This window comes from Candidatus Micropelagos thuwalensis (assembly GCF_000469155.1).
Lineage (GTDB): Bacteria > Pseudomonadota > Alphaproteobacteria > RS24 > RS24 > Micropelagius > Micropelagius thuwalensis.
On the sequence record NZ_AWXE01000004.1, the window covers coordinates 693,596 to 718,758 of the forward strand.

At 47.0% G+C, this 25,163-nt stretch carries 22 protein-coding genes; 15 read left to right on the forward strand and 7 right to left on the reverse strand.

Going from position 1 to position 25,163, the window contains the following annotated elements; translation table 11 throughout:
* Positions 1–3: 3 nt before the first annotated feature.
* The 3 genes from RS24_RS09810 (at position 4) to RS24_RS08010 (ending at position 2,631) form a co-directional block, all read left to right on the forward strand.
* Positions 4–618: an ankyrin repeat domain-containing protein gene (locus RS24_RS09810; RefSeq protein ID WP_021777704.1), complete on the forward strand. Its 615-nt coding sequence runs from the start codon at positions 4–6 to the stop codon at positions 616–618.
* The gene (locus RS24_RS08005) at positions 619–1,869 is read left to right on the forward strand and encodes an ActS/PrrB/RegB family redox-sensitive histidine kinase (RefSeq protein WP_021777705.1); all 1,251 of its coding nucleotides are present in this window, start codon (positions 619–621) and stop codon (positions 1,867–1,869) included. It abuts the gene before it with no gap.
* Between the two features lie 195 nt (positions 1,870–2,064).
* Complete coding sequence (locus tag RS24_RS08010) at positions 2,065–2,631, forward strand: ActR/PrrA/RegA family redox response regulator transcription factor (protein WP_021777706.1); 567 nt, start codon at positions 2,065–2,067, stop codon at positions 2,629–2,631.
* A gap of 21 nt (positions 2,632–2,652) precedes the next feature.
* Here the strand turns inward: RS24_RS08010 and bioB are convergent, their stop codons facing one another.
* Positions 2,653–3,681 carry a biotin synthase BioB gene (bioB, locus tag RS24_RS08015; protein ID WP_021777707.1) on the reverse strand — a complete coding sequence of 343 codons (1,029 nt, stop codon included), beginning with the start codon at positions 3,679–3,681 and terminating at the stop codon, positions 2,653–2,655.
* A gap of 88 nt (positions 3,682–3,769) precedes the next feature.
* On the opposite strand from bioB, the gene RS24_RS08020 reads away from it, so the two are divergent.
* On the forward strand, positions 3,770–4,141 hold the full coding sequence (locus RS24_RS08020) for a GIY-YIG nuclease family protein (RefSeq protein ID WP_021777708.1): 372 nt from the start codon (positions 3,770–3,772) through the stop codon (positions 4,139–4,141).
* Here RS24_RS08020 and RS24_RS08025 read toward each other — a convergent pair.
* Positions 4,081–4,884, reverse strand: coding sequence for a class I SAM-dependent methyltransferase (locus RS24_RS08025; RefSeq protein ID WP_021777709.1), 804 nt, complete (start codon positions 4,882–4,884; stop codon positions 4,081–4,083). The two genes, RS24_RS08020 and RS24_RS08025, sit on opposite strands and share 61 nt — an antisense overlap.
* A gap of 149 nt (positions 4,885–5,033) precedes the next feature.
* Here RS24_RS08025 and RS24_RS08030 point away from each other — a divergent pair, with 149 nt between their 5' ends.
* Positions 5,034–6,197, forward strand: a complete 1,164-nt coding sequence (locus tag RS24_RS08030) for a saccharopine dehydrogenase family protein (protein ID WP_021777710.1) — start codon at positions 5,034–5,036, stop codon at positions 6,195–6,197.
* Between the two features lie 111 nt (positions 6,198–6,308).
* Here RS24_RS08030 and RS24_RS08035 read toward each other — a convergent pair whose 3' ends face one another.
* Positions 6,309–8,408, reverse strand: coding sequence for a TonB-dependent receptor (locus tag RS24_RS08035; RefSeq protein ID WP_021777711.1), 2,100 nt, complete (start codon positions 8,406–8,408; stop codon positions 6,309–6,311).
* A 126-nt stretch (positions 8,409–8,534) separates the two neighbouring features.
* Between RS24_RS08035 and RS24_RS08040 the strand changes: the two genes are divergently transcribed.
* Positions 8,535–9,170 (forward strand): inner membrane-spanning protein YciB, encoded by a 636-nt coding sequence (locus RS24_RS08040; RefSeq protein WP_021777712.1) that lies wholly within the window; start codon positions 8,535–8,537, stop codon positions 9,168–9,170.
* Between the two features lie 9 nt (positions 9,171–9,179).
* Here the strand turns inward: RS24_RS08040 and RS24_RS08045 are convergent, their stop codons facing one another.
* Positions 9,180–10,724 carry a cryptochrome/photolyase family protein gene (locus RS24_RS08045; RefSeq protein ID WP_021777713.1) on the reverse strand — a complete coding sequence of 515 codons (1,545 nt, stop codon included), beginning with the start codon at positions 10,722–10,724 and terminating at the stop codon, positions 9,180–9,182.
* Between the two features lie 4 nt (positions 10,725–10,728).
* A complete protein-coding gene (locus RS24_RS08050) occupies positions 10,729–11,721 on the reverse strand; it encodes an ABC transporter ATP-binding protein (RefSeq protein ID WP_021777714.1) in 993 nt (330 codons plus the stop codon).
* 82 nt (positions 11,722–11,803) lie between these two features.
* Here RS24_RS08050 and polA point away from each other — a divergent pair, with 82 nt between their 5' ends.
* Positions 11,804–14,656, forward strand: a complete 2,853-nt coding sequence (gene polA / locus RS24_RS08055; protein ID WP_021777715.1) for a DNA polymerase I — start codon at positions 11,804–11,806, stop codon at positions 14,654–14,656.
* 33 nt (positions 14,657–14,689) lie between these two features.
* Here the strand turns inward: polA and RS24_RS08060 are convergent, their stop codons facing one another.
* The gene (locus RS24_RS08060) at positions 14,690–16,291 is read right to left on the reverse strand and encodes a phosphoenolpyruvate carboxykinase (RefSeq protein WP_021777716.1); all 1,602 of its coding nucleotides are present in this window, start codon (positions 16,289–16,291) and stop codon (positions 14,690–14,692) included.
* 257 nt (positions 16,292–16,548) lie between these two features.
* Between RS24_RS08060 and RS24_RS08065 the strand changes: the two genes are divergently transcribed.
* The 6 genes from RS24_RS08065 to ahcY all read left to right on the forward strand — a co-directional run bounded on the left by RS24_RS08065 (position 16,549) and on the right by ahcY (position 21,523).
* Complete coding sequence (locus tag RS24_RS08065; RefSeq protein WP_021777717.1) at positions 16,549–17,247, forward strand: response regulator transcription factor; 699 nt, start codon at positions 16,549–16,551, stop codon at positions 17,245–17,247.
* A 5-nt stretch (positions 17,248–17,252) separates the two neighbouring features.
* Positions 17,253–18,824 (forward strand): stimulus-sensing domain-containing protein, encoded by a 1,572-nt coding sequence (locus RS24_RS08070; RefSeq protein WP_192814064.1) that lies wholly within the window; start codon positions 17,253–17,255, stop codon positions 18,822–18,824.
* Positions 18,825–18,843: 19 nt separating this feature from the next.
* Entirely contained in the window at positions 18,844–19,299 is a 456-nt protein-coding gene (locus RS24_RS08075) for an HPr kinase/phosphorylase (protein ID WP_021777719.1), read from the forward strand.
* Between the two features lie 65 nt (positions 19,300–19,364).
* Complete coding sequence (locus RS24_RS08080) at positions 19,365–19,772, forward strand: PTS sugar transporter subunit IIA (protein WP_021777720.1); 408 nt, start codon at positions 19,365–19,367, stop codon at positions 19,770–19,772.
* On the forward strand, positions 19,772–20,047 hold the full coding sequence (locus RS24_RS08085; protein WP_021777721.1) for an HPr family phosphocarrier protein: 276 nt from the start codon (positions 19,772–19,774) through the stop codon (positions 20,045–20,047). Before RS24_RS08080 ends, RS24_RS08085 begins: the two co-directional genes overlap by 1 nt.
* Positions 20,048–20,233: 186 nt before the next feature.
* Positions 20,234–21,523 (forward strand): adenosylhomocysteinase, encoded by a 1,290-nt coding sequence (ahcY, locus tag RS24_RS08090; RefSeq protein WP_021777722.1) that lies wholly within the window; start codon positions 20,234–20,236, stop codon positions 21,521–21,523.
* A gap of 12 nt (positions 21,524–21,535) precedes the next feature.
* On the opposite strand, the gene RS24_RS08095 is transcribed toward ahcY, so the two are convergent.
* A complete protein-coding gene (locus RS24_RS08095; RefSeq protein ID WP_021777723.1) occupies positions 21,536–22,765 on the reverse strand; it encodes an NAD(P)/FAD-dependent oxidoreductase in 1,230 nt (409 codons plus the stop codon).
* Positions 22,766–22,855: 90 nt separating this feature from the next.
* On the opposite strand from RS24_RS08095, the gene tsaE reads away from it, so the two are divergent.
* Positions 22,856–24,376 carry a tRNA (adenosine(37)-N6)-threonylcarbamoyltransferase complex ATPase subunit type 1 TsaE gene (tsaE, locus tag RS24_RS08100; protein ID WP_021777724.1) on the forward strand — a complete coding sequence of 507 codons (1,521 nt, stop codon included), beginning with the start codon at positions 22,856–22,858 and terminating at the stop codon, positions 24,374–24,376.
* The gene (locus RS24_RS08105) at positions 24,373–25,125 is read left to right on the forward strand and encodes a nucleotidyltransferase family protein (RefSeq protein WP_021777725.1); all 753 of its coding nucleotides are present in this window, start codon (positions 24,373–24,375) and stop codon (positions 25,123–25,125) included. The genes tsaE and RS24_RS08105 overlap by 4 nt, the downstream gene beginning before the upstream one ends.
* Positions 25,126–25,163: the final 38 nt, after the last annotated feature.

The window sequence follows — 25,163 nt, forward strand, 5'->3', positions numbered from 1 at the left end:
CATATGCTTGATAAGGACGTTATGACCATGCAATTGGGTAACCTAAAAAATATAAGAAATGTTTTTCAACCATTACGTGCCTGTGGTTTCTGGGTGTGCTTTACCTTGTCGACTGTATCTTCAGATGCCAATGCGCAAGGCTTTGGCAAGGAAAGTGATATGGTTAAGGGGGCAAAAAATAATAGCGTCGGTATCATGGAGCGAGGTTTTATTGAGGGCAACAGCCCTAATAGCCGAAGCCGTGAAGGTGACCCAGTGATCATCATTGTTGCAGAAAACGGTTATGAACTCGGTGTTCGTTACCTGATTTCAAGAGGTGCAAGGGTCAATGACAGGGGCCTGAACAGTCGGACGCCTCTTGGGGTGGCTGCAGCGGCAGGCCATGCCGCCATAGTTGGGCATCTCCTGAAAGCTGGAGCTGACCCAGATAAAACAGGTTTGCGCCGTGAAGTGCCGCTTATTCGGGCCGCACGTAACGGTCACCTAGAGGCCGTAAAGGTGTTAATAGAAAATGGCGCCTATCCCGATGACACGGATTTGACCGGTCGGACGGCGCTCGATTGGGCGCGAGAACAACGTCATCGTAAAATTGTATCGTATTTAGAAACACAAGAGTAAATGTCTGAAAAAACTGCTGACGCTAACATTTACGGTGGCAATCAACAACCAGCCCAGTTTTTAACCCGCGATGCGGGTGTCCTTTTACGTGTTCAAACATTATTGCGCTGGCTGGCTGTCTCCGGTCAATCGGTAACGATTTTTGTCGTTGGTTTTGTGCTTGAGTATCAAATGCCACTGGTGCCATGTATTGGGCTGGTCTTGATGTCTGTTATGGTCAATACCGCGCTTTGGCTTTATTACCCATCTAATTATCGTTTATCACCAAAATTTGCTGCTGGTTATCTCATGTATGATTTGCTGCAGTTGACGGCACTTTTGTTTATGACAGGTGGTCTTGCTAATCCTTTTATTGTGATGATTCTTGCACCTGTGACTGTCTCTGCAACTGTTTTGACTGCACGGGCTACCTTGTTGTTGGTCGGTATGTCCTGTGCGGTTATCAGCCTCCTTGCATATTTCCATTTGCCGCTTCCCTGGAAGGGAGAGCCACCGAATTTTCCTGAAATTTATTTGCTTGGTGTGTGGGCGGCATTAATGCTTGGTTTAGCATTTATCTCGGCTTACGTCTGGCGCATTAGCCATGAGGGGCGGCGAATGACAGCGGCGAGTACGGCCTTACAACAAGTGCTTGCGCGTGAGCACAGATTATCCGCCTTGGATGGGCTGGCAGCTGCTGCTGCACATCAACTTGGCACACCGCTCGGTACAATTGGTCTGATTGCCAAAGAATTGCAATCTAGCCCGCTTGCAGACGGGGAGTTATCGGAAGATTTGAAGTCTTTGCTCACTGAAACCAAACGATGTAAGGAAATATTGTCCTCTTTGACCACACAATCTGATCAGGGTGACACCATTTTTTCTCGCATGTCTCTGTCTGCCCTTATTCAGGAAGCAATTGATGAAGCCGGAGGGCATGAAAAACAAATTCTAGTTACTATCGGGCCGACGGATATATCTGAGCCTTATGTTATCCGACAGCCTGAAATTATTTATGGTCTTGGGAATCTCATAGAGAATGCGGCAGAATTTGCAACAAATGCAGTTACCGTCGCAGCCCAGATTGAGGCGCAGCGCATCGAAATTTGTGTTTCTGATGACGGGCCGGGCTTTGCCAATGATATTTTACCGCGCCTTGGTGAGCCTTGGTTGACCTCGCGTCCGGCCTCTGGTGATATGACCGCGCAATCGGGTATGGGCTTAGGTTTTTTATTGCCAAAACCTTGCTTGAGAGAACCGGTGGACAAGTAACGGCGACAAATAAAGCGTTATCTGAAAAGGGTGCTGAGATTAAGGTGACATGGTCACGGGCTCTTTTAGAAGCCAATTCTGAGGCATAAAATAGCTAATAAAAGTCGCGTTTTGAGAATCAGTCGATGTAAATTTGCGTATTTTAATAGGTAACCTATATATATGGTGAGACTTTAATCGGTTAATGAGGATACTGTGACTGATAAAGAGCATGACACGGAAGAAAGCTTACTCCCTGAAGGGAAAACAATGCTTTTGGTTGATGATGACCAGCCTTGGTTAACGCGGCTTGCTCGCGCTATGGAGCGTCGCGGATATATCGTCAGTATTGCTGACACTGTGGCCGAGGGGTTGGTGCTCGCTAAAAGCGTAAAGCCTGCTTATGCCGTTGTGGATATGCGTCTTCAGGATGGTAATGGCATGGATGTGATTGAAGCTGTGCAACAGGCAAACCCAGAGGGGCGGGTGATTATGCTCACTGGATATGGCAATATTACGACTGCTGTAGAAGCAGTAAAAAAAGGCGCGGTTGATTATCTTGCCAAGCCAGCCGATGCGGATGAGATTGAAGCAGCTCTTACTGTAGATGGTGAGTCCAAACCAAAACCACCTGAAAACCCCATGTCTGCTGACCGGGTCCGGTGGGAGCATATTCAACGCGTATATGAACTTTGTGATCGTAATGTTTCTGAGACAGCGCGACGACTGAATATGCACCGCCGCACATTACAAAGAATACTGGCTAAACGCGCACCCCGATAAAGTCCTAAATTATTGATCTTGTTAAGCCCGCTTTTCACGCGAGGCAGGGGTAAGTAGCGTGTTGGTAGGTGCTTTATCCAGTGCTGGTTCTTCAAAAGCTGGAAGCGGCTCTATACCCAATTTGGACATCAATTCTGCATCTTTATCGCGTCCCGGATTATCCGTGGTCAGCAACTCATCACCGACAAAAATTGAATTCGCACCGGCAAAGAAACACAGTGCTTGCATTTCATCTGACATTTCTTCACGCCCGGCTGAGAGCCTGACAGTTGATCGGGGCATCATTATCCGTGCAACAGCGATACACCGGACAAAATCAATCGCATGTGGCAGATTGACATTTTCCAGTTTGGTACCGGGAATGGCAATAAGTTGATTAATCGGAATGGAATCAGGGTGGCTGGCAAGATTTGCCAGTGTACGAAGCATTTCTGCCCGGTCGAGTATTTTTTCTCCCATGCCGATAATGCCACCGCAGCAGACTTTCATGCCGCTTTCTCTTACGACTTCGAGCGTATCAAGGCGATCTTGGAAAGTTCTTGTGGTGATGATTTCACCATAAAATTCCTCAGAGGTGTCAATGTTATGATTATAATAATCTAAACCAGAGTCAGCCAGTTCTTGAGCCTGTTCTGCGGTAAGCATGCCGAGCGTTGCGCAAGTTTCCATGCCCATATCCCGCACACCGCTAATCATCGCTTTAAGCTTTTCCATATCCCGGTCTTTCGGGGAACGCCATGCAGCGCCCATGCAATAGCGTGTCGCGCCGCCTTCTTTAGCCTTGCGGGCTTCGTTTAAAACCTGTTCAACTTCCATAAGCTTGCTGGCGCCAAGGTCTGACTCGGCAAATGCCGACTGGCTGCAATAGCCGCAATCTTCTGGACACCCGCCAGTTTTAATGGACAGAAGCTGGCACATTTGGACTTCATTCGGATTAAAAAATTTCCGATGGATGGTCTGGGCCTTAAAAATCAAATCATTGAAAGGGAGGTCAAAAAGGGCCTGCACTTCCTCGGCGGTCCAGTCATGGCGAATCATTTGAGTGGTCATATTTACCTCTTTTGTGATTAGCCAATTTACGATTTTTAGGTGATTATGCAAGCCTAGGCGCACGATTATGCCTTAGAAAGACGAACTAATGGAAACACCCCAAAAAAAGGATGAAAAAGAACAAGTGAAGCCTTGTTATGCCTATGTCCTTGGCTCTTGGTCTGATTGTGCCAAGGGGGGCAGTCCGCGTCTTTATTCCGGTTGGACGCATGATCTTGAAAAACGATTAGCAGCCCATAATGCTGGTAAGGGAGCCAAGGCGACCAGAGGTCGTGTCTGGCAGATTTTACATTTTGAAATATTTAAAACCCGTGGGGCAGCAATGTCGCGTGAGGCGGCGCTTAAAAAAACTTTAAAAACTAATCAATCCTTGCGTGAGGAAATGCTGGCCCGTAAAGATTACCCTTTGGATTCAAAAGCTGTGACATCCACCCAGCCAAAATCGTCAGAAGGGAAATGAACATTCTGCCCTATACGTTGATGTTCCATGGCGCATAAAGACCAATTTTTGATTATTTTCATTTCTAGTAATTCTCTTAATGACAAGGCGTTATAGCGTTGCATTTTATCCATTTTGATATAATCGTGAATGAGGTCAAATACGTTTGAACCGATAAGGTCCGCCGCTTCATTCATGCCACTTTCACGCAAATGGTCAAAAATGGCGTATCGCGGTTTTATTGTTGTGACAAAATTTCTCAAAATGTCCGGGGTCAGATAATAGCTAATGCCTTCCATAACCAAAAATGTCGGTTCGTCCTGTTGCCAACCAGACTGTTTCAATTTTTCAATAACAGTTGTTGTATCGGCAAGATCACACGCAATGAGATGCAGGTTTGGTATGTTGATTAACCCAGCTTTTATGGGCATTTGTTCGCGGTCAATCTCATAAATTTCTAATCCTTTATGGCGTTGAGTTAATTCTAACCCAAACGGGTCAAGCCCCGCTGCGCCGGATATGATTTGCAATGAGGGATTTTTTGCTAAGGCCTCATTAATATGTTGGAGGATAGTATGCTTGCGATTAACAATGACTTCTGCATATTGCGGCCAAATCGCGTTGCAGGCGTTGTGAAGTTCTTTCCCAGCAGATAGATCAAGGTGGAGAAGATATTCTTTTACGGCATTGGAGTGATAAACCTGATCCTGCAAAAAAAGCAATACCAGCGCTGATGTTTCAGACAATTTAATAGATTCTAACATTTTTATTTTTCTTATTTTGTGTTGATTTAAAATAACATGATTTGTGGGGAAATAAACGAGAAGGTTGATGGTTTCGAGCTTTTATTGCGTCAGAAAGAATATGTGTCTAGGTTGACTAGTAATGGGAAAAAATTCAGGGGGTTACCGTTATGAATAATGAAAAAGAATTCAGTCTGGTCGTTTTTGGTGCCAGCGGCTTTACAGGACGTCTGGTTGCTGAGTATCTCGCAGCGCAATATGGCGACAATCTGAAATGGGCGATGGCTGGCCGCAATGAAGAAAAGCTTAAATCTGTAATAGAAGAAGTTGGCGCCGGTGATGTACCGCTTATTATCGCTGACTCAGATGATGAGGCCTCTTTAAAAAATATGGTTGCCCGGGCGGATGTTGTTCTGACAACCACTGGGCCTTATCAGCTTTATGGTGAAGGTTTGTTCAAAGCCTGCGCCGAAGCGGGAACGCATTATGTGGATTTATGCGGTGAGCCAGGCTGGATGTATGACATGATTGGTAAATATCAGGATACCGCCAGTAAAAGCGGCGCGCGTCTGGTGTTTAGCTGTGGCTTTGACTCTGTGCCTTTTGATTTAGGTGTGCAATATGTTCAAAAAGCCGCTATTGGAAAATGGGGCGAACCTGCTGGTCGTGTCAGATGCCGTGTCCGTGCCATGAATGGAGAGTTCTCCGGCGGCACGGCTGCATCATTTAAAGCTACGGTGAAATCTCTAGAGACTCGCCCGGAGCTTTTCAATGTGCTTATCGATCCATTCTGTCTGGCTGGCAAAGCTGGCCCAGAACAACCGGCTGACAACAAACCTTATGAAGATGATGTGTTGGGCGCATGGGTTGCGCCTTTCATCATGGCGGCGATTAACACCAAAAATGTTCACCGTTCAAATGCCCTGATGGGCTATGCCTATGGTGAGAATTTCCTTTATGACGAAATGATGGTGGCGGGTGTCGGTGATGAAGGCAAAGCGGTTGCTGAATTTGTGGCTAAAGCCTCTCCACTTGAAGGCGAAAACGTACCTCAACCGGGGGAAGGCCCATCTAAGGAAAAGCGTGAAGCCGGTAATTATGATGTGCTGTTTCTTGCTGAGGGAGCTGATGGTGCGATTCTCAAAGCTTCCGTCAAGGGAGATATGGATCCTGGATATGGGTCAACCTCCAAGATGATTGCAGAGAGTGCTTTATGTTTGGTGCAAGATTGTGGAGATCTAGGTGGGGGTATTTATACCGTTGCTTCCGCGATGGGCGATAGGCTCGTCACCCGACTTGAGGCCAATGCAGGCCTCACATTCAATATGGAATAATTGATTAGAGAGACAGTTCGAAAATTTAGGTGGAAGGGGAAGAATGTCCCTCAGCGCCTTCCCTAACTCTTAGCGAACTGTCTCCCTAATTTTATCCAGGCATTGGGAGACCTAGAAATTTCTGCGAATAGAAACACGTGCATTTAACGGTTCCCCAACAGAAGCTTGATGAGTGCTATGCGCGTGAGGGAAGTACAACTCATCAGTCAAATTTTCGATGTTGAGTTGAAGCGTCATATCTTCATCAATGTCGTAATAGGCAGCTAAATCTAACCGTGTGTAATCAGGTAGGATTGGGGTCGCACTATTATTCTTGATATTGGACTCTCCTTGATGCGTCACACCAAGACCTATGCCCAGTTTTTCGTTAACCTGATAGGTGCTCCAGAGAGAAAAACTATACTCCGGAATTTCACGCGGCACACCGCCTGAGCTTGTTTCACCGTCAAAATTACTATAGCCTGCGGCGATGCTGAGTTGATCAGTCAGTTGACCTTTAAGTTCCAACTCGATGCCGTCCACTGTCAGGCCGATGACTTCAGATGCCTCACCAGTATCACTGTCACGAACTGCTTGGGTTTGTTCGCTGTCAAAGTAACTCATGGTGAAACTCAAATTGGGTCGGATGTCCCACTTAACGCCGATTTCAAAATTTTCAAAGACATCAGGATCCAAACGCGAAGCGCTTGCAGACAATTTTTTGAACTGTTCACCGGAGCGCGGCAGAAAGCTTTCGCTGTAGCTCGCATATAGAGAGAGATTTTCCTGCGGTTTGAAAATCAGGCCGGCACGCGGGGAAACTTCCTCATCTTCTCTCGAGGTAGATGATGCGTCATCAATATCGTCCACTGTGATGTCAAAATTATCTAGACGTGCACCCAGCATGATTTTGAAAGTCTCGGAGACATCAATTTGATCCTGAATCAAAAGAGATGTTACCGTGATATCAGACTCGGTGTGGTCGTTTAAATCAGTTGTGAAATCAACACTTGTCGTGACTCCAGCCGAATTGACCGTAAAGTCCATTGGACGTGTAACGCTGAAAGTTTCTTTATCGTTGCCGGTTGTTGACCAGTATGTGTTGTGACGCAAATTCTCATTTTCAGTTTTAATGTGCTCCAGCCCCACCAGTAAGACGTGCTGGGTATCGCCCATATTGAATTCCTTAATAAGATTGCCGGAGACAATAAGATTGGTGCGCTCTGTCGGGTCAAGATACCCGTCCATTGTCACATTCGTGCCGTCATAGCCAGTGGCATAGAGGTTTCTGTACATTTTCTCGTAGTCACCATAATGAACTGTCACATTACCCTTCATAGTGTCGGAAAATTCATGACTAAGAAGGCCACGGAAAATTTGTGCCTCAAGCGTGGTGAGGTTGATATTTTCGTCGCCAAAAGTGATTTTTTCAAATGCTTCAACCGGCTCACCGTTTTGTGTTGGAATACCTCTGTCGATAAACCTCTCATGATCGGCATATTCATATGAAAGGTCTAAAGTTGTTTTGGGGCTCAATGCAATCTTGAGGGTCGGATTAAATCCGATGCGGTCACCATCATAAAAGTCTCTATGATTTTCCAAGGCATCGTAATGGGCATTTATGCGCAGGGCGGCTTTCTCACTCGTTGCAATGTTGTAGTCAGCCGCTACATCATAGGCGCCGAAACTATCAGCTCCGATATCAATGGCGCCAAAGTTTTCTCCAATAGTGGTTTTTTTTGTGACGCGATTAACGATACCGCCCGTACCACCGCGACCAAACAGAAGTGCGTTTGGGCCACGAAGAATTTCAACCTGGTCAAGATTATATAATGAGCGGTAATATTGAACATCATCTCTGACGCCGTCGAGATAGAAATCCGCTGTTGAACGAACCCCTCTAAAGACGATGGAGTCGCGGTGACCTTCACCCTGTGACGTATTCACGCCCGGAGTATAGCGTACAATATCGCCTAATTCTCTAAAACCCTGCTGGCGGATATCATCATCTGTAATAATGGATAAGCTTTGGGGTACATTTAAAATGGGTACTGGGGTTTTGAGAGCATTCACCTGATCTGTGAAAAGATACTTACCTTCCACAACAATTTCGTCAGTTGACTGTGCCGAAACAATTTCGGTTCTGAGCAGCCCGGTGATTAAGCAGGTGATAAGAACCGCCGGTTTAATCATATTTGTGGGCATGTCAACATTATTTCTCCTATTAATCATTTGTTGTACTCCTCGGCTATAATTTTTTGCAATTGAGAATTATTCTCAAATATTCTCGTATTCTAATTAAGAATAAGTTGCAATAGCAAAAAACATCCATCTAATATTTATTTGCGTAGAAAAAACATGTCAGACACGATGAAAACAACTGAAACAGACGAAAAACCGCCTAAAATTAGCTCTGAAGGTCATACTGTGAACCCCACAAAATCAATGCGTTTGGGGTCTTTTTTAAGTGAAATTTTGCCTCTGGCGAGCTTTTTCGTCTTTTATCGGCTTTATGGTCTTTATGCAGCGGCCATTGCGGGGGTCTCCATGTCGGCCTTTATGCTGTTATATTTTTGGCTGGTTGAGCGACGTGTGGCTAAATTTGTGGTTTTTTCAACGCTGTTTTCGGGCGTTCTGACAGCAACGGCGATTTTGGCATCCGAAAAAATGCTCATTAAAATTCAACCAACAATTTCTTCGCTTGTGATGGCGGGTGTTTTGCTTGGAGGCCTGTTGCGCGGGAAAGCTATGATGCAGGTTTTTTTCGGAACACAATTTCGGTTAACTGAAGCAACTTGGTTTCAACTCAGTTTTCGCTGGGGGGTGTTTTTTCTCGTTGCGGCCATTGGTAATGAACTTGCCTGGCGTTATTTAACCGAGGCGAATTGGGTGATCTTCAGAACTTTTGTTATGTCTCCTGCAACAGGTATTTTTATGCTGGCACAATTACCGCTAACGCTTCGTGGGCGATTGCCGCTTGATCAAGATGCGTAACTTAACCTGTTAAATTCTCGTGCCACGCGCACATTTATTTCGCAATGCCTTTGCCGTATCTCGAATGGAAGCAAGCTCCTCGGGGTTTTTTCTGTCTAGGTTCTTCAATTGAAATGCCATGCGCGGATTTTTTCTAAACTGCTGTTCATGTTGCGCCAGAAAATCCCAATAAAGCGCGGTCACGGGGCAGGCTTCAGGCCCATGTGCTTTTTTGGGTGTATAGGGGCAGGTCTTGCAGCAATCCGACATACGATCAATATAGGCACCAGAGGCCGCATAGGGTTTCGTCCCCATAATGCCACCATCCCCAAATTGGCTCATGCCGACGACATTAGGTAAGGATACCCAGTCAATCGCATCAAGATAAAGCCCCATATGCCATTCATGCACGGCATAGGGGTTGGCGCCATATTGCATAAGGAACAGGCCGAGTACCATCAGACGCTGAATGTGATGTGCATAGCCTTCAGACAAAACACTGCTGAGTGCGTCGGCAACACAGGCCATATCGGTTTCGCCTGTCCAGAAGAATTCGGGGACTTCTTCATTGGCGCCGAGCTTATTCAATGCTGCATAATCCGGCATGTAATGCCAGTAAAGTCCCCGCACAAATTCCCGCCAGCCTAAAATTTGTCGGATAAAACCTTCGACAGCATTAATAGGGGCATTACCTTTTTCATAAGCTTCAAGAGCGGCTTCGCAAACATCCTTTGGTGAAATCAGATGTATATTCATCGCCGCTGACAGACGTGAGTGATAGAGCGTCACATGCCCCATGGCGATGGCATCCTCATAAGTACCAAAATCCGGTAGCCGATAGTCGATAAAGTCCTTGAGTGCCTGTTTCGCCTGATCCGGAGTCACAGGTTCTGCGAAACCATCACTTTTCCCCGGCGCATCCGGGAACATACGGTCAACCATGGCCTGAACCGAGCGCGTGACATCATCTGGCTCAAAAGGGCGACGTTTGGGGATAAGAGGGGGGCCATCTTTACCAAAACTTTTGCGATTTTCCTTATCAAAATTCCATTGTCCGCCAACCGGTTCATTGCCATTCATTAACCAGCCGGTTTTGCGTCTAAGGGGACGATAGAAATCTTCCAGCACCAGTTTTTTCCGTCCTTCGGCAAATTTCGCGAAATCATCCGGCGTTGTGAAAAAGTGATCATCTTCAACGCGTATCAGCCGATTACCTGCGGCTTTGGTGAGGGCTTCTTGAATACGCCAGTCGCCGGTTCGGGTAATAAGTATGTGATCCGGCTCGAAATCTTCGGCGGCGCGCAACATACCCTCTGCAATGGTTTGCGGTGCTTCTTGTTTTTCTACTGTATCATCAAGCGGATAATAATAAACCTGCTTTCCCTCGGCGCGGCGCGCATTGCGGAAATGGCGCATGGCAGCGAAAAACATAATAAGTCTTTTTTTATGCTGTCTGGGTGTGGCTTCCTCAACGGCTTCCGTCATAACGATAGCGTCATGGTCTGGGTCAAAGTCGCTGAGAACTTGCGCTGAAGGATTGAGTTGGTCACCACAAATGACGATGAGCCGTTTCATTATGTCAGTCTGCCTGTTTGGATAGGGTCTGATTACCCGTTAGTTTCATGAATACAGCTTCCAGACTAGTGCCTTCGGTTTCTAAATCTGTAATCGAGATATTTTTTTGCCGCACTTCATCTAGTACCTGCAATGCAGTTTTTTCACGTGGGTTAAATGTGAGTGCTAACCTGCCATCCGACTGCAAAGTCGTGTGGAAGCTTTCAAGGCCTGCCGGAACTTCAGAGAGCGTGGTGTCAGGGCGAAGCAAAAGTGTTTTGCTATCCAACAGGGTCAACAGCTTTGGTGTGTCATCACAAATTACAAGATCACCGTGGTCAATAATCGCAATGCGGTCACAAAGCGCCTGGGCTTCTTCTAGGTAATGCGTTGTCAGTACAATGGTCACACCTTGTTCATTAAGGGCGCGGACATAGGTCCAGAGTTGGTGGCGCAGTTCAATATCTACCCCGGCAGTCGGTTCGTCCAGCACCAGAATTGGCGGCTGATGAACAAGGGCTTTGGCAATCAATAGCCGCCGCCGCATGCCGCCTGATAGGGTTCGAGAATAGGCATTCGCCTTGTCTCCTAGGCCGAGTGTTTCCAGAATCTCCATGCTGCGTCTTTGCTTTGCTGTGACGCCGTAAAGCCCTGCTTGCAAATCAAGTGATTCCAATGGGGTGAAGAACGGATCGAAATTAATCTCTTGCGGCACAACGCCTATGGAGGCTCTTGCCATGCGCGGGTTCTCGTCAATATCAAACCCCCAGACAGATGCTTTGCCGGTAGATTTAATCACAAGTCCTGCAAGAATGTTGATGAAGGTAGATTTACCAGCACCGTTAGGTCCCAGAAGCCCGAAAATCATCCCACGAGGGATTTCAAGATTAATACTTTTGAGAGCCTTTTTTTCGGACTGATTGCCACTGGTTTGATATGTTTTTGAGAGACCCTCTGCCGTGATGGCATTTTCAATATCGCCATCAATATGATTGTCAGGGTTGGATAAATTCTGCATTATTCGTCCTCAAGCTTATTATCAGAACTAGCACGCGGTCAGTTTAAGGCAAAGAGTAAAACTTAGAGCAAGGAGTGGCCTTATGAGCCTCAAAAAATCGGATCACCTCTATCTTGTTGATGGTTCTGGGTATATTTTTCGTGCTTTCCATGCATTACCACCACTCACCAGAAAAAGTGACAAATTACCGATTGGTGCGGTTGCCGGGTTTTGCAATATGTTGGTGCGGCTGATGGATGATATGGCGGCAGAGGAAAGCCCAACACATCTTGCTGTGATTTTCGATGCATCCGGCAAAACATTCAGAAATGATATTTACCCTGACTATAAAGCTAATCGGGATGCGCCACCTGAAGACCTGATACCACAATTCCCTCTTGTTCGGGAGGCAGTGAAAGCATTCGGTATTCCTTCGATTGAGCTACAGGGTTATGAGGCCGATGATTTAATTGCGGCCTACACGCATGCCGCCACACGAAGCGGCGCACGCGTTTCAATTGTGTCCTCAGATAAAGATCTCATGCAACTCGTGACTGATCGGGTGAATATGATTGATACAATGAAAGATAGAAAAATCGGTCCCGCGGAGGTGCTTGAGAAATTTGAAGTCGGCCCAGAACGCGTGATTGATGTTCAATCGCTTGCAGGCGACAGCGTTGATAATGTCCCCGGTGTGCCGGGTATTGGGATTAAAACGGCGGCTCTGCTGATTAATGAATATGGCGACCTGGAAACTCTGCTTGAGCGCGCCGGAGAAATTAAACAGAATAAACGCCGTGAGAATCTCATTGAATTTGCCGAACAAGCGCGAATAAGCCGTGAACTGGTGACGCTCCGAACTGATACGCCTTTGCCAGTTGATATGAGTGAGATGGGCCTGACACCGCCTGAGGCTGGCATGTTGATGGGTTTCCTCAAGGCAATGGAATTTAACACACTGACTCGACGAGTCAGCAAACGCTACGACATAAATGCGGATGATTATGAGGCTTCGTCGGATCTGGCAGCTAAACCGACAGCAATATCTTCCTCAGGCGCAACAGAAAAAGCTTCATCTGACCTGCCGCCAGCGATGACCGACCTGCCGCCAATTGATTCTTCTGCATATGAATGTGTAACGGATATGGCTGTGCTTGATAACTGGATTGAGGACATTATCGCTACTGGTTATGTGGCGATTGATACTGAGACAGATGGCCTTGATGCAGTGAGTTGTCGTTTGGTTGGTATATCGCTGGCCACCCGCCCGGGGCATGCCTGCTATATTCCACTCGCGCATGGTATTGGTGAAGGACTTGCTCTCGCCGATGATGTGCCATCGCAACTTGCTGAGGCGGATGTTTTGGTGCGGCTAAAGCCACTTTTGCAAGATGCATCCATTATGAAAATTCTGCAAAATGCAAAATTTGATTTGCAGGTTCTTGGGCAACGCAAGATTGAGGTTCACCCTGTTGAGGACACGATGTTGATGTCCTATGCCCTTGCCGCAGGTCAGCGTGGTCACGGTATGGATGAACTTTCCGAGCTTTATTTGGGGCATAAGCCCATCTCTATCAAAGAATTGCTGGGGACGGGTAAATCTCAAATTACGTTTGACCAAGTGCCACTGGAAAAAGCCACGCCCTATGCTGCCGAGGATGCGGATATCACATTAAGGCTTTGGCAGATGATGCGCCCTGAACTCGTCAAGGATCGAGTGGTTAGTGTTTACCAGACAACCGAGAAACCGCTCGTGCCTGTGATTGTGGATATGGAGAAAAACGGCATTTGCGTTGACCGCAATGTTCTTTCCCGTCTGTCAGGAGAATTTGCTCAGAAAATGGCTGCAATGGAAGAGGATATTTATAAGTTGGCAGGTGAGACGTTTAATATCGCCAGCCCCAAACAACTGGGCGATATTTTATTCGACAAAATGGGGTTGCCCGGTGGAAAGAAAACCAAAACTGGTGCATGGGGCACAGGTGCGGATGTGCTGGAAGGCCTGGCAGCTGAAGGTCATGATTTAGCTGCGCAAGTACTTGAATGGCGCGGCCTGGCAAAACTTAAATCCACCTATACAGACGCTTTGCCGGAATTTATCAATCCTGAAACGGGGCGGATTCACACCTCTTATTCACTTGCGTCAACGACAACGGGGCGGTTGGCCTCGTCAGACCCAAATTTGCAAAATATTCCTATTCGTACGGAAGATGGGCGGCGTATTCGGACAGCTTTTGTGGCAGAGAAGGGTAATCTTCTCGTGAGTGCGGATTATAGTCAGATTGAATTACGACTGTTGGCGCATATTGCCGATATTGACTCACTGCGTCAGGCTTTTGCCGATGGTCAGGATATTCATGCCATGACGGCCTCTGAAATGTTTGGTGTGCCGCTTGCAGATATGACGGCTGAAACCCGCCGCCGAGCAAAGGCAATTAATTTTGGGATTATTTATGGTATTTCGGCTTTTGGACTTGCGAACCAGCTGGGTATTTCACGCGGTGAAGCGAGTGACTATATCAAGGCCTATTTTGAGAAGTTCCCGGGCATCAAAGATTATATGGAAGCGGTTAAGCAAGAAGCTCATGCACAGGGCTATGTTTCTACCCTTTTCGGGCGGCGTATTTATCTGCGCGAGATAATCAGCAAAATACCGGCGCGGCGCGCTTTTGCTGAACGCGCGGCTATTAACGCGCCAATACAAGGGTCAGCAGCAGATATTATCCGCCGCGCTATGATAGCCATGCCGCCTGTTTTGAAAAAGAAATTGCCTAAATCCCGTATGCTTTTGCAGGTTCATGACGAATTGATTTTTGAGGCCCCGGAGTCAGAAACCGACAAGTTGATGCAGAATGTCAGGGAGGTGATGCAGAATGCGTGTGCGCCGCGCCTGTCGTTATCTGTGCCTCTCGTGGTAGAAGCTCAGGCCGCCAAGAATTGGGACGAGGCGCATTAAATACAATTTGTTGGTTGTGACGATTGTTCTGGTCTATTCAGCGGCGGGGGCGCTCTCACGTACATCACTGCCGACATAGTCCATGAATTTCTGGAAGTTTGCGACAAACATGCCAACAAGCTTACGTGCCTGAGCATCATAGGCTTCTTTATCTTCCCATGTATCACGTGGGTTCAGGATTGAGACATCAACACCAGGCACACTGACCGGCACTTCAAAGCCGAAGTTTTCGTCAATGCGGAATTCAACATTATTCAAAGTGCCATCCAGGGCGGCGGAAAGAAGTGCGCGTGTCTCTTTAATCGGCATTCTGTTACCGATACCATAAGGCCCGCCGGTCCAGCCCGTGTTCACCAGCCAACAACTTGCATTATGCTCGGCGATGAGGTCACGCAGAAGATTGCCATATTCCGACGGATGTCGTGGCATAAAGGGAGCGCCGAAACAAGTCGAGAAAGTCGCTTCTGGTTCTGTCACGCCCTTTTCGGTGCCGGCGACTTTGGCGGTATAGCCAGAAAGAAAATGATACATGGCCTGGCTAGGTGTTAGACGTGAGATGGGTGGTAGAACGGCAAACGCATCTGCTGTCAGCATAATTATGTTTTTGGGGTGACTTGCGCGCCCTGTATCTGAAGCATTCGGAATGAATGATAGCGGATAGGCCCCGCGGGAATTTTCAGCTAGAGAATTATCATATAAGTCCAGCTTACGGGTTTGAGGATCCATCACGACATTTTCAAGCACTGTGCCGAAACGTTGTGTTGTGGCATGAATTTCTGGCTCCGCTTCAGCGGAAAGGTTAATCATTTTGGCGTAACAACCACCTTCAAAATTAAACACTCCATTTTCTGACCACCCATGCTCGTCGTCGCCGACCAGTGTCCGGTTCGGGTCAGCTGAAAGGGTTGTTTTACCCGTTCCACTCAGGCCGAAGAAAACGGCTGCGTCATTATCACTTCCGACATTTACCGAACAGTGCATGGGCATGACGTTTTTTGCAGGTAGGGTGTAATTCAACATTGAAAAGACAGATTTTTTGGTTTCACCGGCATAGGATGTGCCGCCAATCAGCACAATTTTACGGGCGAAATTAACTGCGATAATTGTCTCGGTTCGTGAGCCATGACGCTCAGGGTTCGCCTTAAAGCTCGGCAGATTAACAATTACAAATTCAGGGTTGAAGTTTTCTAAATCTTCTGCAGGTGGCTCAATGAGCAGGTTTTGAATAAACAGGGAGTGCCATGCAAGTTCAGTATAAATGCGTGTTGGCAATCTATGTGTCACATCTGCCCCACCATGCAAGTCTTGAATAAAAAGTTCACGACCATTGGTATGTGCTTTCATATCTTCGTAGAGATTATCAAACTGATCAGTGGTGATAGATTTATTATTGTCCCACCATATGGTGTTTTCAGTCGTCTCATCACGCACGATAAATTTGTCTTGAGCAGATCGGCCAGTATGTTGGCCAGTTTTAACAACAAGAGCGCCACCATCGGCAATTTCACCCTCACCACGCTCAAGGGACATTTGGTAAAGTGCGGCAGGGCGATGATTCCAGTGCAGGGCTTTCAGGTCGTTGAACCCGTGAATATCGGGGCCAAATTTACTTTTATTAAAACCGGTTTGATCCATAATGGCACTACCTCTTAAACCCTTTAAGTACAAATCGCAAAAGAAAAAAGCTTATCGGAGAAACTTTATATCTTTTTAAATAATAGATAATGTCACACTTTAAGCGCGGACCATTTGACTCTGCAACGTAAAATTATCCAGCTTGTTAACAACCAAATTAGAGTTAAACTAAAGCTCAGCAACAGCTATTTTGGAGAGGTTTATTAAAGCTTTCCCGAAAAGGGTATAGAAAGGCTAGAAAGAATAGAGAGGGTGGTTTGACACGTATTGCGCTTGTAGATGACGATAAAAATATTGTGACCTCGCTATCTTTGGCTTTGAAGGGTGAAGGTTTTGTTGTGGAAGCTTTTGAAGATGGTGCTGCCGCGCTTGAAGCTTTGACATCTCAGCCATCGGATAGCTTTGATATTGGTATTTTTGATATCAAAATGCCCAAAATGGACGGCCTTGAGCTTCTTCGCCGATTGCGTGCCACACATGAATTACCTGTAATTTATCTTACGTCTAAAGATGACGAAATTGATGAGCTTATTGGTCTTAAAATGGGGGCAGATGACTATATTACTAAGCCCTTCTCCCAGCGACTATTAATTGAACGCGTGCGAACCATTCTGCGTCGCACCAAAGCGCGGCAGGCAGTTACGGAAGATGAGGAGGATATTATGGTGCGCGGCGGGCTAAGGCTTGATGCGGCGCGCCATGAATGCCTTTGGGAAGAACAGCCGGTTAATTTAACGGTGACAGAATTTTTAATCCTTGAAGCGCTGGCTCAGCGCCCGGGCTTTGTAAAAAGCCGCGATGCGCTCATGGATGCCGCTTATGATGATCAGGTCTATGTTGATGATCGCACTATTGACAGTCACATAAAAAGATTGCGCCGAAAATTCAAAAAAATTGATCAAAATTTCGATGCGATTGAGACGCTTTACGGTGTCGGGTACAGGTATAAGGCGTGAATGTGTTGAGTTTTTTTAAATCAGGGCTTTCGGCGCGTCTCGTGGTGATTAATAGTCTCGGACTATTAGGCTTTTTTGCTGGCATTTTGGTTTTAGGCCAGACACGTGAAAGCCTCACTGATGCATATACACAAAGTCTTGAGGTGCAGGCGCAAATTATTGCTGAGGCTTTGGGTGAGTCTGCAGGAGATGAAACTGGCGCCGGTGATATTATCAACCCTGATGAGAGTAATGAAGATACCGTGCAGGCCGGGCAAATTATGGCGCCGCGCCTTAATGCAGAACTGACTGAGCAAATTTTAAGACGCATTATTAAGCCTACATTAAATCGGGCAAGGGTTTATGATCGTCAACGACAATTAGTAATCGATAGTGATGTTCTGCTTCATTCCGCTGCGGTCATTTCTCGCGATTTGCCGCCGCCGTCTTCACAGACACAAAAAGAAAATTCACCCGCGCTTAATTTAACGCCACCTGACGCAAATAAAGGCAGCAGAGACGAGGCCTTATTGGGTGCCATCAATATAGCCATGCAGGGAGAGATGCGTGCATCGGCTCAAAGAACGCCAAATGGTGACGATATTGTTATGGTGGCGGTTCCGGTTCAACATTATCGGGCAATAATCGGCGTTCTCCTTCTGACCAGCCCGCCGGGTGAGATTGACCGCCTGGTGGCGGCTGAACGCACCTTTCTGGCAAAAGTTTTTCTGGTCGTGTTGAGTGTGACATTAGTTTTATCATTCGCGCTGGCCGGGACGATCACCATGCCTGTTCGTCGTTTGGCGACGGCTATTCAGGCATTTCAGGCTTCAGGTGGGCCGTTACCTGCGCCCAGCACCGTGCCGGATTTTTCCAACCGTCAGGATGAAATTGGCGATCTGTCGCTGGCCTTACGGGATATGCTAAACCGCCTCATGAACCGGTTGGATACGATTGAGAATTTCGCCGCTGATGTTGCTCATGAATTGAAAAACCCACTCGCTTCAATTAACAGCGCTGTACAGTCGCTTGCCGCAACTTCGGATGATGTCGCGCGGCAGGAGCTTATGGGTATTTTGCAGGCTGATATATTACGCATGAATCGTCTGATTACTGATATTTCAGAAGCCTCCCGCCTTGATGCAGAGTTAGGGCGTGCTGCTGCTGAAAATTTTGACCTATCGGATTTGCTGAAACAGATGATTCCTCTGGTGAATAGCGATATCCAGTTAAAAATAAAGACAAAGGTTAGTATTAACGCCCAAAAAGACCGGATTGCCCAAATCATTCGTAACCTATTGGATAATGCTCTGTCTTTTTCTCCGGCGCAGGATATTACAGTTCGTTTGGATAGCGACCGGACAGGTATTTTCGTTCACGTAGATGATGCAGGGCCGGGTCTGCCTGATGGGGTGGAACAGAAAATTTTTGACCGTTTTTACACTGATCGACCAGACGGGCATGACCTTCACTCCGGCCTGGGTCTTTCTATCTCGCAACAAATAGCCCGCGCACATGGTGGCAATTTGACTGCCCGCAATCGTATTAATGCTTACGGTTCGCGGTTCACTTTATTTCTACCGCATCAAGGCAAATAAAAAGCCAGATGAGACGCTTATGACAGACCAGCAAGATACATCCTCTCTACATGGAAATTGCCTTTGGGTAAATGAAACTGGGGTGCTGATTCTAGGAAAGGCCGCCAGTGGCAAAACGGGTCTGACTTTGGCGATGATCAATTCAGGGCGCGGAACTCTCGTTGCAGATGACCAAGTCATTATCAATCGCGCGCATAAAATCTTGATGGCGTGTCCGCCCGAAGCTCTGAAAGGCATGATGCATATTCATGGTATTGGTATTGTTGATTTTGATTACATGGCCCCTGTGCCACTGCATTTGATTATTCAGCTTGTGCCGCATGAGGATGTACCGCTCATAGCTGAAAAAAGTGAAAAAGAAATAGAAGGTCTGTCTCTCCCTTTATTGAGATTGGCTGGTCATGAGGCGAGTAGTGCCGATACATTATGGCTGGCTACGGAGCTTTTGAAAAAAGAGATGCTTTTTAAAGTGTAAACTATGACACAAAGTCGGTCTTGCCTGAGAAGAGCGGGTCAGGCATGGTGACTTAAGGAGAAAATATGATTGGTCTTGTGATAGTGACACATGGCGGTCTCGCCAATGAATTCAGAGCCGCGCTTGAGCATGTTGTAGGGGAACAGCATCAGTTTGAGGCTATTTGTATTGGCCCAGATGATGATATGGAAAAAAGGCGGGAAGACATTGCTGTTGCAACTAAGGATGTTGATAGCGGCGACGGGGTGATTTTATTAACCGACATGTTCGGTGGCACACCTTCCAATCTTGCGATTTCTCTACTGGATCATGGGCGCGTGGAGGTGATTGCAGGTGTAAATCTGCCCATGCTCATTAAACTTGTGGGTGTGCGCGAAAAAATGGGCCTTGAAGAAGCTGTGGAAGCGGCACAAGACTCAGCGCGTAAATACATTTCAGTTGCCAGTAAAGTTCTGAGCCGAAAAGAAGATTAATGCCTGAAGCGGTCGTGGAGATAACCAATAAACGCGGCCTTCATGCGCGTGCCTCTGCTAAATTCGTTACCTGTGCCCGCAGATTTGACGCAAAAATTGATGTCACGCGTGATGGCACAAATGTACCCGGTACGTCGATCATGGGTCTGATGATGCTGGCGGCCAGTCTCGGTTGTTCTATAAAAATATCAGCAGAAGGCGCAGATGCCGAAATTGCATTGGCAGAACTGGTCACGCTTGTGCAGAACGGTTTTGGTGAGAATGATGCCGATTAGAGCGCCCAAAATAACCATAAGCCCGACTAAAACCTGAAAGAACTTTGAGTTGGATTGGTTTTTTACCCGGTAAGCGACAATTTTGGGAAATGTAGAAGCGGCAAAACATATAAAGAAATCTTTATATTGTCATTGCTTTCAGCGTTTTAGGCTGATAAAAAGCCGATAAATTAATGGAGATACAACATGGCTGAAGATTATAAAGTCGCGGATATTAGCCTCGCTGACTGGGGCAGAAAAGAAATCGCGATTGCGGAAACCGAGATGCCTGGACTCATGGCGCTCAGAGAAGAATTTGGCGAAGAGAAGCCGCTTAATGGTGCGCGCATTACCGGTTGTCTTCACATGACCATTCAAACAGCCGTGTTGATTGAAACACTGATTGCTCTTGGTGCAGAGGTTCGCTGGTCAAGTTGTAATATTTTCTCGACGCAAGACCATGCCGCTGCCGCGATTGCCGCAGAAGGTATTCCGGTTTTTGCCTGGAAAGGTGAGACCGAAGAAGAATATTGGTGGTGTGTTGAGCAGACCATAAAAGGGCCGGATGGCTGGACACCGAATATCCTGTTGGACGATGGCGGTGATTTAACGGTCATCATGCATGATAAATACCCTGAATTGCTGGACGATGTGCGAGGTGTTTCTGAGGAAACAACAACCGGCGTGTTGCGCCTGTATGAAATGGAACAGAAAGGCACGCTCCGTACACCGGCGATCAATGTTAATGACAGTGTGACAAAATCCAAATTTGATAATCTTTATGGCTGCCGTGAAAGTCTCGTTGATGGCGTGAAACGCGCTACCGATGTTATGATTGCCGGTAAAATAGCTGTCGTTTGTGGTTTCGGCGATGTTGGTAAAGGATCAGCTGAAAGTCTCCGCAGTCAAGGCGCGCGCGTTATGGTTACAGAAATTGACCCGATTTGCGCGCTTCAAGCTGCGATGGAAGGCTATGAAGTCATTACCATGGATGAAGCTGCGCCAATTGGCGATATTTTCATCTCTGCAACTGGCAACAAAGATGTGATTACCGTTGACCATATGCGGGATATGAAAGACCGTGCGATTGTTGGCAATATTGGCCACTTTGACAGTGAAATTCAGGTTGAAGCGCTGAGAAACCAAAAATGGCATAATGTGAAGCCACAGGTTGATGAGGTCGAATTTGCCGACGGTAAACGAATTATTCTGTTGGCGGAGGGTCGTCTTCTCAATCTGGGTTGTGCCACAGGTCACCCAAGCTTTGTGATGAGTGCATCATTCACCAACCAAGTGCTGGCGCAAATCGAACTATGGCAAAACCACACGAATTATGAGCGCAAAGTTTATGTTCTGCCCAAGCATTTGGATGAGAAGGTTGCGACATTGCACCTTGCCAAGCTGGGTGCGAAGCTGACAAAGCTTTCCGACGAACAAGCGAGTTATATTGGTGTGGCTCAGCAAGGCCCATTCAAGCCGGAACACTACAGATATTAAAAAATTTGCAGGTCAAAGAGCCATCAAGTCTTTAGCTGACAGGCTCTCATCTGCGAGCTTGTCAGGTTCGAAAACGTCGCCCTCGGCGGCACGGTGGACGAGTTTCTTGGCGACCATAAACTCGCCGGGTCTGTTTACCGCATCGACGGCAGTGAGTTGATCTCCCTTAAAGTAGAATACTGCGAAGGATCGGCTGTTTAAATCGCCGCGGGTCACGATTTTATCGTGGTCGCCTGACATACCAACAATCTGAAGCTTTACGTCATATTGATCTGACCAAAACCAAGGTATCTGGTGATAGGCGACAGGTGTGCCGAGAATATCGCTCGCAGCGGCTTTGCCCTGTTCGATGGCATTTTGAACAGACTCGAGGCGCAGGCGACGACCCAGCAAATCATTTGGGTGCTGGGTGCAATCTCCAGCGGCATAAATATCTGGATGGGATGTGCGGGCTACGTCATTAACAACAATACCGTTATCCACGTCCAGCCCAGCGGCTTCAGCCAGCTCGGTATTGGGTACAATACCGATACCGACAACAACGCAATCTGCTTCAAGAATTCGTCCGTCTGACAGTTCGACGCCTGACACAGTGACCTCAGTTCCATGAAGACCGGCGACGCCTGTGCCTGTCAGGATGGTTACACCCTCTTCGGCATGGACGCGTTGATAAAAGGCCGACATGACTGAATCGGTTACCCGTGCGAGCACCCTGTCAGCGGCTTCAATGACGGTGGTTTCCAGACCCATTTTGCAGGCAACAGCTGCTGTCTCGAGACCGATATAGCCGCCCCCGATAATGATGAGTTTTTTTCCTGGTGTAAAAGCGGGTTTCATTGCGTCTATATCGGCAATAGTGCGTACGTCAAAAATGTTCTTCAGTTCCGCGCCCGGAAGGGGTAATTGGCGAGGGCGTGAGCCTGTGCAGATAATCAGTTTGGAGAAAGCAAGGTCGCTTTGATCTTCTAGCGTCACAGTTTTTTTGTCGGCAGAAATAGCCGTGGCGCGGCAACCCAGTTTCAGCGTCACATTTTCATTGTCATAATATTCTTGCCCCCTGAAAAACAGCCGTTCAGCCTCCATTTCACCAGACAAATATTTTTTTGAAAGCGGCGGGCGTTGATAGGGTAATTCTTGTTCATCACCGACCAGAGTGATGGCTTCTTCATATCCACCTTGCCGGAGACTAACAATGGCTTGTGCTGCTGCTTGACCGGCGCCGATAATAACAATGTGATTCATGAGTCATTTCCTATTTTTGCAGCAGGATAAAAACATTTGGTAAACTTTCAACCCTTGCGACAATAATTTTCACCATATACAACCACATTTATGAAAAATGGGAATGCGACAATTTCCGTAAAATTGGCTTTGCCCGATATTTCGGCTGTCAGGCGTTTTGCAGGATGGATAGCTCCACGGCTAAACAAAGGTGACTGGTTATTGTTGTCCGGCGATTTGGGTGCAGGCAAAACGGAACTCGCACGAGGCATTATTCGCCAGATTTTCGGTGTGTATACAGATGTGCCTAGTCCTACATTCACACTCATTCAGCATTACGAGTCACCAGAAATTAAATTATTGCATACCGATCTTTATCGTCTTGAAAGTTCTGAAGAAATAGCTGAATTGGGGCTTCTGGATGAAACAGATAGCATCGTTCTGGTTGAATGGCCAGAAAAACTCGGTGCGTATATGCCGGAAAAAGCGGTGACGATACACCTGGAGGATGTTGGATCTATACGCCAATGCACGCTCCACGTCGTCCCGGATAATGCTGACTTTTTTCATGGACTTGATGATTTTATCAACCGTGAGAAGGTGCTAACCGATTTTCTGGAAAAAAACGGTTATGGGCAAGCTGTTCGAACGACATTGGCTGGTGACGCATCAAGCCGTCGCTATGAGAGACTTGAGATGGATAATAAGCGTTTCATCTTGATGGACTGGCCGGCTCTTCCAAATGAAAATGATGACTATAAGGCGAAGGTTTTTCTCTCCAAAAGTGTCACGGATTTTCGTGATATATGCGCTTACTTAATCCGGTGTGGTTTGTCCGCCCCCGAAATTTACGCGCAGGATGACGCACAGGGTTTTCTGGTGTTGGAGGATTTCGGTCAACATAATTTCACAGAAACTATAGACGCGAAAGACCCGCATTTACCCATTTTATATCACGAGTCCATCATGGCTCTCGCGGCGCTTTATCATCATGCAGATACGAAAAATCCTCAAACCAACGGAAGGCAATTCAGTACGCCGGTTCGTTATGACAAAGCAATTATTTTAACCGAAATTCAGAAATTCATTGATTGGTATATGCCCTCATTAGAAAAGACCTTACCTGATAGCGCGCTTGCAGCTTGGGAAGAGATTTGGGGGACGTTGGTCACCAAGCTGGAAGCTATGAAGGTCCATGATGTGATGATGCTCAGAGATGTTCACTCGCCCAATTTGCATTGGCTCGACAATCGCCAGTCCATAAGACGTGTCGGGTTTATTGATATTCAGGACGGTATCGCCGGGCACCCCGCTTATGATGTGGTGTCGTTGCTTCAGGATGCGCGGCGCGATTTGCCGAAAGATTTTGAAGGACGGTTCAAAGCCCTTTATGTGACTGAAACTGGTCTGGATGCTGAAGATTTTGACACAGCCTATAACATTTTTGGGGTGCAGCGAAATCTTAGAATTTTGGGTATTTTTGTTTGGCTTTCGAAAGTGCAGGGCAAATCAAGCTATTTGCAACATATTCCAAGGGTGAATGGTTATATTAAGGCTGGCTTGGCACATGCGGCGCTGGCTGATTTGCGGGGCTGGTTTGAGACTTATGTTCCAGAGGTGCTGGCAACATGACCTCTCCAATGTCTAAGCCGACACATGCCATGGTGCTTGCAGCCGGATTGGGGCAGCGGATGCAGGCCTCCGAAACGGACCCGCCGAAACCTCTAACCAAAATCGGTGGCATTGCCTTATTGGATCGCATGCTGACACGCCTTGCGGATTTCGGGGTAACGCATGTGGTGATTAATCTGCATCATAAATCGGAGATGATTGAGGCGCATTTGCGAGATGTAGATTATCCCTTTGAAATTATTTTTTCCGATGAACGCGCCAGCTTAATGGAGACAGGGGGGGGTGTTTTTCAAGCTCTCCCCCTGCTCGGTGATATGCCGTTTTTCGTGTGTAACGCGGATGTGCTTTGGATTGAAAACGCCAAAAATGTGAACACGAAGACGCTTGAAAAGTTAGCAAGCACTTTTGAGCCGGAGAAAATGGACGCGTGCTTGTTACTAGCCTCAAGAGATAATTGCACCGGTTATGATGGTACAGGGGATTTCAACTATACGCTGCATGGAAAGATTGAAAGACGTAAAGTGGAGTCGGGTGCGGAATGGATTTATGCCGGGGTTCAGATTGTATCACCCTCTCTGTTTGAAAAAACGCCTGAGGCGGTAAAGTCACACCCCTTTTCTTTTAATGTTTTATGGGATGAGTCACTTGCCGCAGAACGGCTTTACGGGTGTTCTTTGGATGGCACATGGTTGCATGTAGGCACACCGCAAGGTGTGCAAGATGCCGAACGCATTTTGCAAGAAAAATAATCTCTAAACATATCCGCGCCCTCAGATAATTTGGTAGA

What these genes read in the sequence shown, in the direction of transcription:
- RS24_RS09810 (WP_021777704.1), top strand. Translation starts at nt 4, where the DNA reads ATGCTTGATAAGGACGTTATGACCATGCAATTGGGTAACCTAAAAAAT.
- RS24_RS08005 (WP_021777705.1), top strand. Translation starts at nt 619, where the DNA reads ATGTCTGAAAAAACTGCTGACGCTAACATTTACGGTGGCAATCAACAA.
- bioB (WP_021777707.1), bottom strand. Translation starts at nt 3,681, where the DNA reads ATGACCACTCAAATGATTCGCCATGACTGGACCGCCGAGGAAGTGCAG.
- RS24_RS08020 (WP_021777708.1), top strand. Translation starts at nt 3,770, where the DNA reads ATGGAAACACCCCAAAAAAAGGATGAAAAAGAACAAGTGAAGCCTTGT.
- RS24_RS08025 (WP_021777709.1), bottom strand. Translation starts at nt 4,884, where the DNA reads ATGTTAGAATCTATTAAATTGTCTGAAACATCAGCGCTGGTATTGCTT.
- RS24_RS08030 (WP_021777710.1), top strand. Translation starts at nt 5,034, where the DNA reads ATGAATAATGAAAAAGAATTCAGTCTGGTCGTTTTTGGTGCCAGCGGC.
- RS24_RS08035 (WP_021777711.1), bottom strand. Translation starts at nt 8,408, where the DNA reads ATGATTAATAGGAGAAATAATGTTGACATGCCCACAAATATGATTAAA.
- RS24_RS08040 (WP_021777712.1), top strand. Translation starts at nt 8,535, where the DNA reads ATGTCAGACACGATGAAAACAACTGAAACAGACGAAAAACCGCCTAAA.
- RS24_RS08045 (WP_021777713.1), bottom strand. Translation starts at nt 10,724, where the DNA reads ATGAAACGGCTCATCGTCATTTGTGGTGACCAACTCAATCCTTCAGCG.
- RS24_RS08050 (WP_021777714.1), bottom strand. Translation starts at nt 11,721, where the DNA reads ATGCAGAATTTATCCAACCCTGACAATCATATTGATGGCGATATTGAA.
- polA (WP_021777715.1), top strand. Translation starts at nt 11,804, where the DNA reads ATGAGCCTCAAAAAATCGGATCACCTCTATCTTGTTGATGGTTCTGGG.
- RS24_RS08060 (WP_021777716.1), bottom strand. Translation starts at nt 16,291, where the DNA reads ATGGATCAAACCGGTTTTAATAAAAGTAAATTTGGCCCCGATATTCAC.
- RS24_RS08075 (WP_021777719.1), top strand. Translation starts at nt 18,844, where the DNA reads ATGACAGACCAGCAAGATACATCCTCTCTACATGGAAATTGCCTTTGG.
- RS24_RS08080 (WP_021777720.1), top strand. Translation starts at nt 19,365, where the DNA reads ATGATTGGTCTTGTGATAGTGACACATGGCGGTCTCGCCAATGAATTC.
- RS24_RS08085 (WP_021777721.1), top strand. Translation starts at nt 19,772, where the DNA reads ATGCCTGAAGCGGTCGTGGAGATAACCAATAAACGCGGCCTTCATGCG.
- ahcY (WP_021777722.1), top strand. Translation starts at nt 20,234, where the DNA reads ATGGCTGAAGATTATAAAGTCGCGGATATTAGCCTCGCTGACTGGGGC.
- RS24_RS08095 (WP_021777723.1), bottom strand. Translation starts at nt 22,765, where the DNA reads ATGAATCACATTGTTATTATCGGCGCCGGTCAAGCAGCAGCACAAGCC.
- tsaE (WP_021777724.1), top strand. Translation starts at nt 22,856, where the DNA reads ATGAAAAATGGGAATGCGACAATTTCCGTAAAATTGGCTTTGCCCGAT.
- RS24_RS08105 (WP_021777725.1), top strand. Translation starts at nt 24,373, where the DNA reads ATGACCTCTCCAATGTCTAAGCCGACACATGCCATGGTGCTTGCAGCC.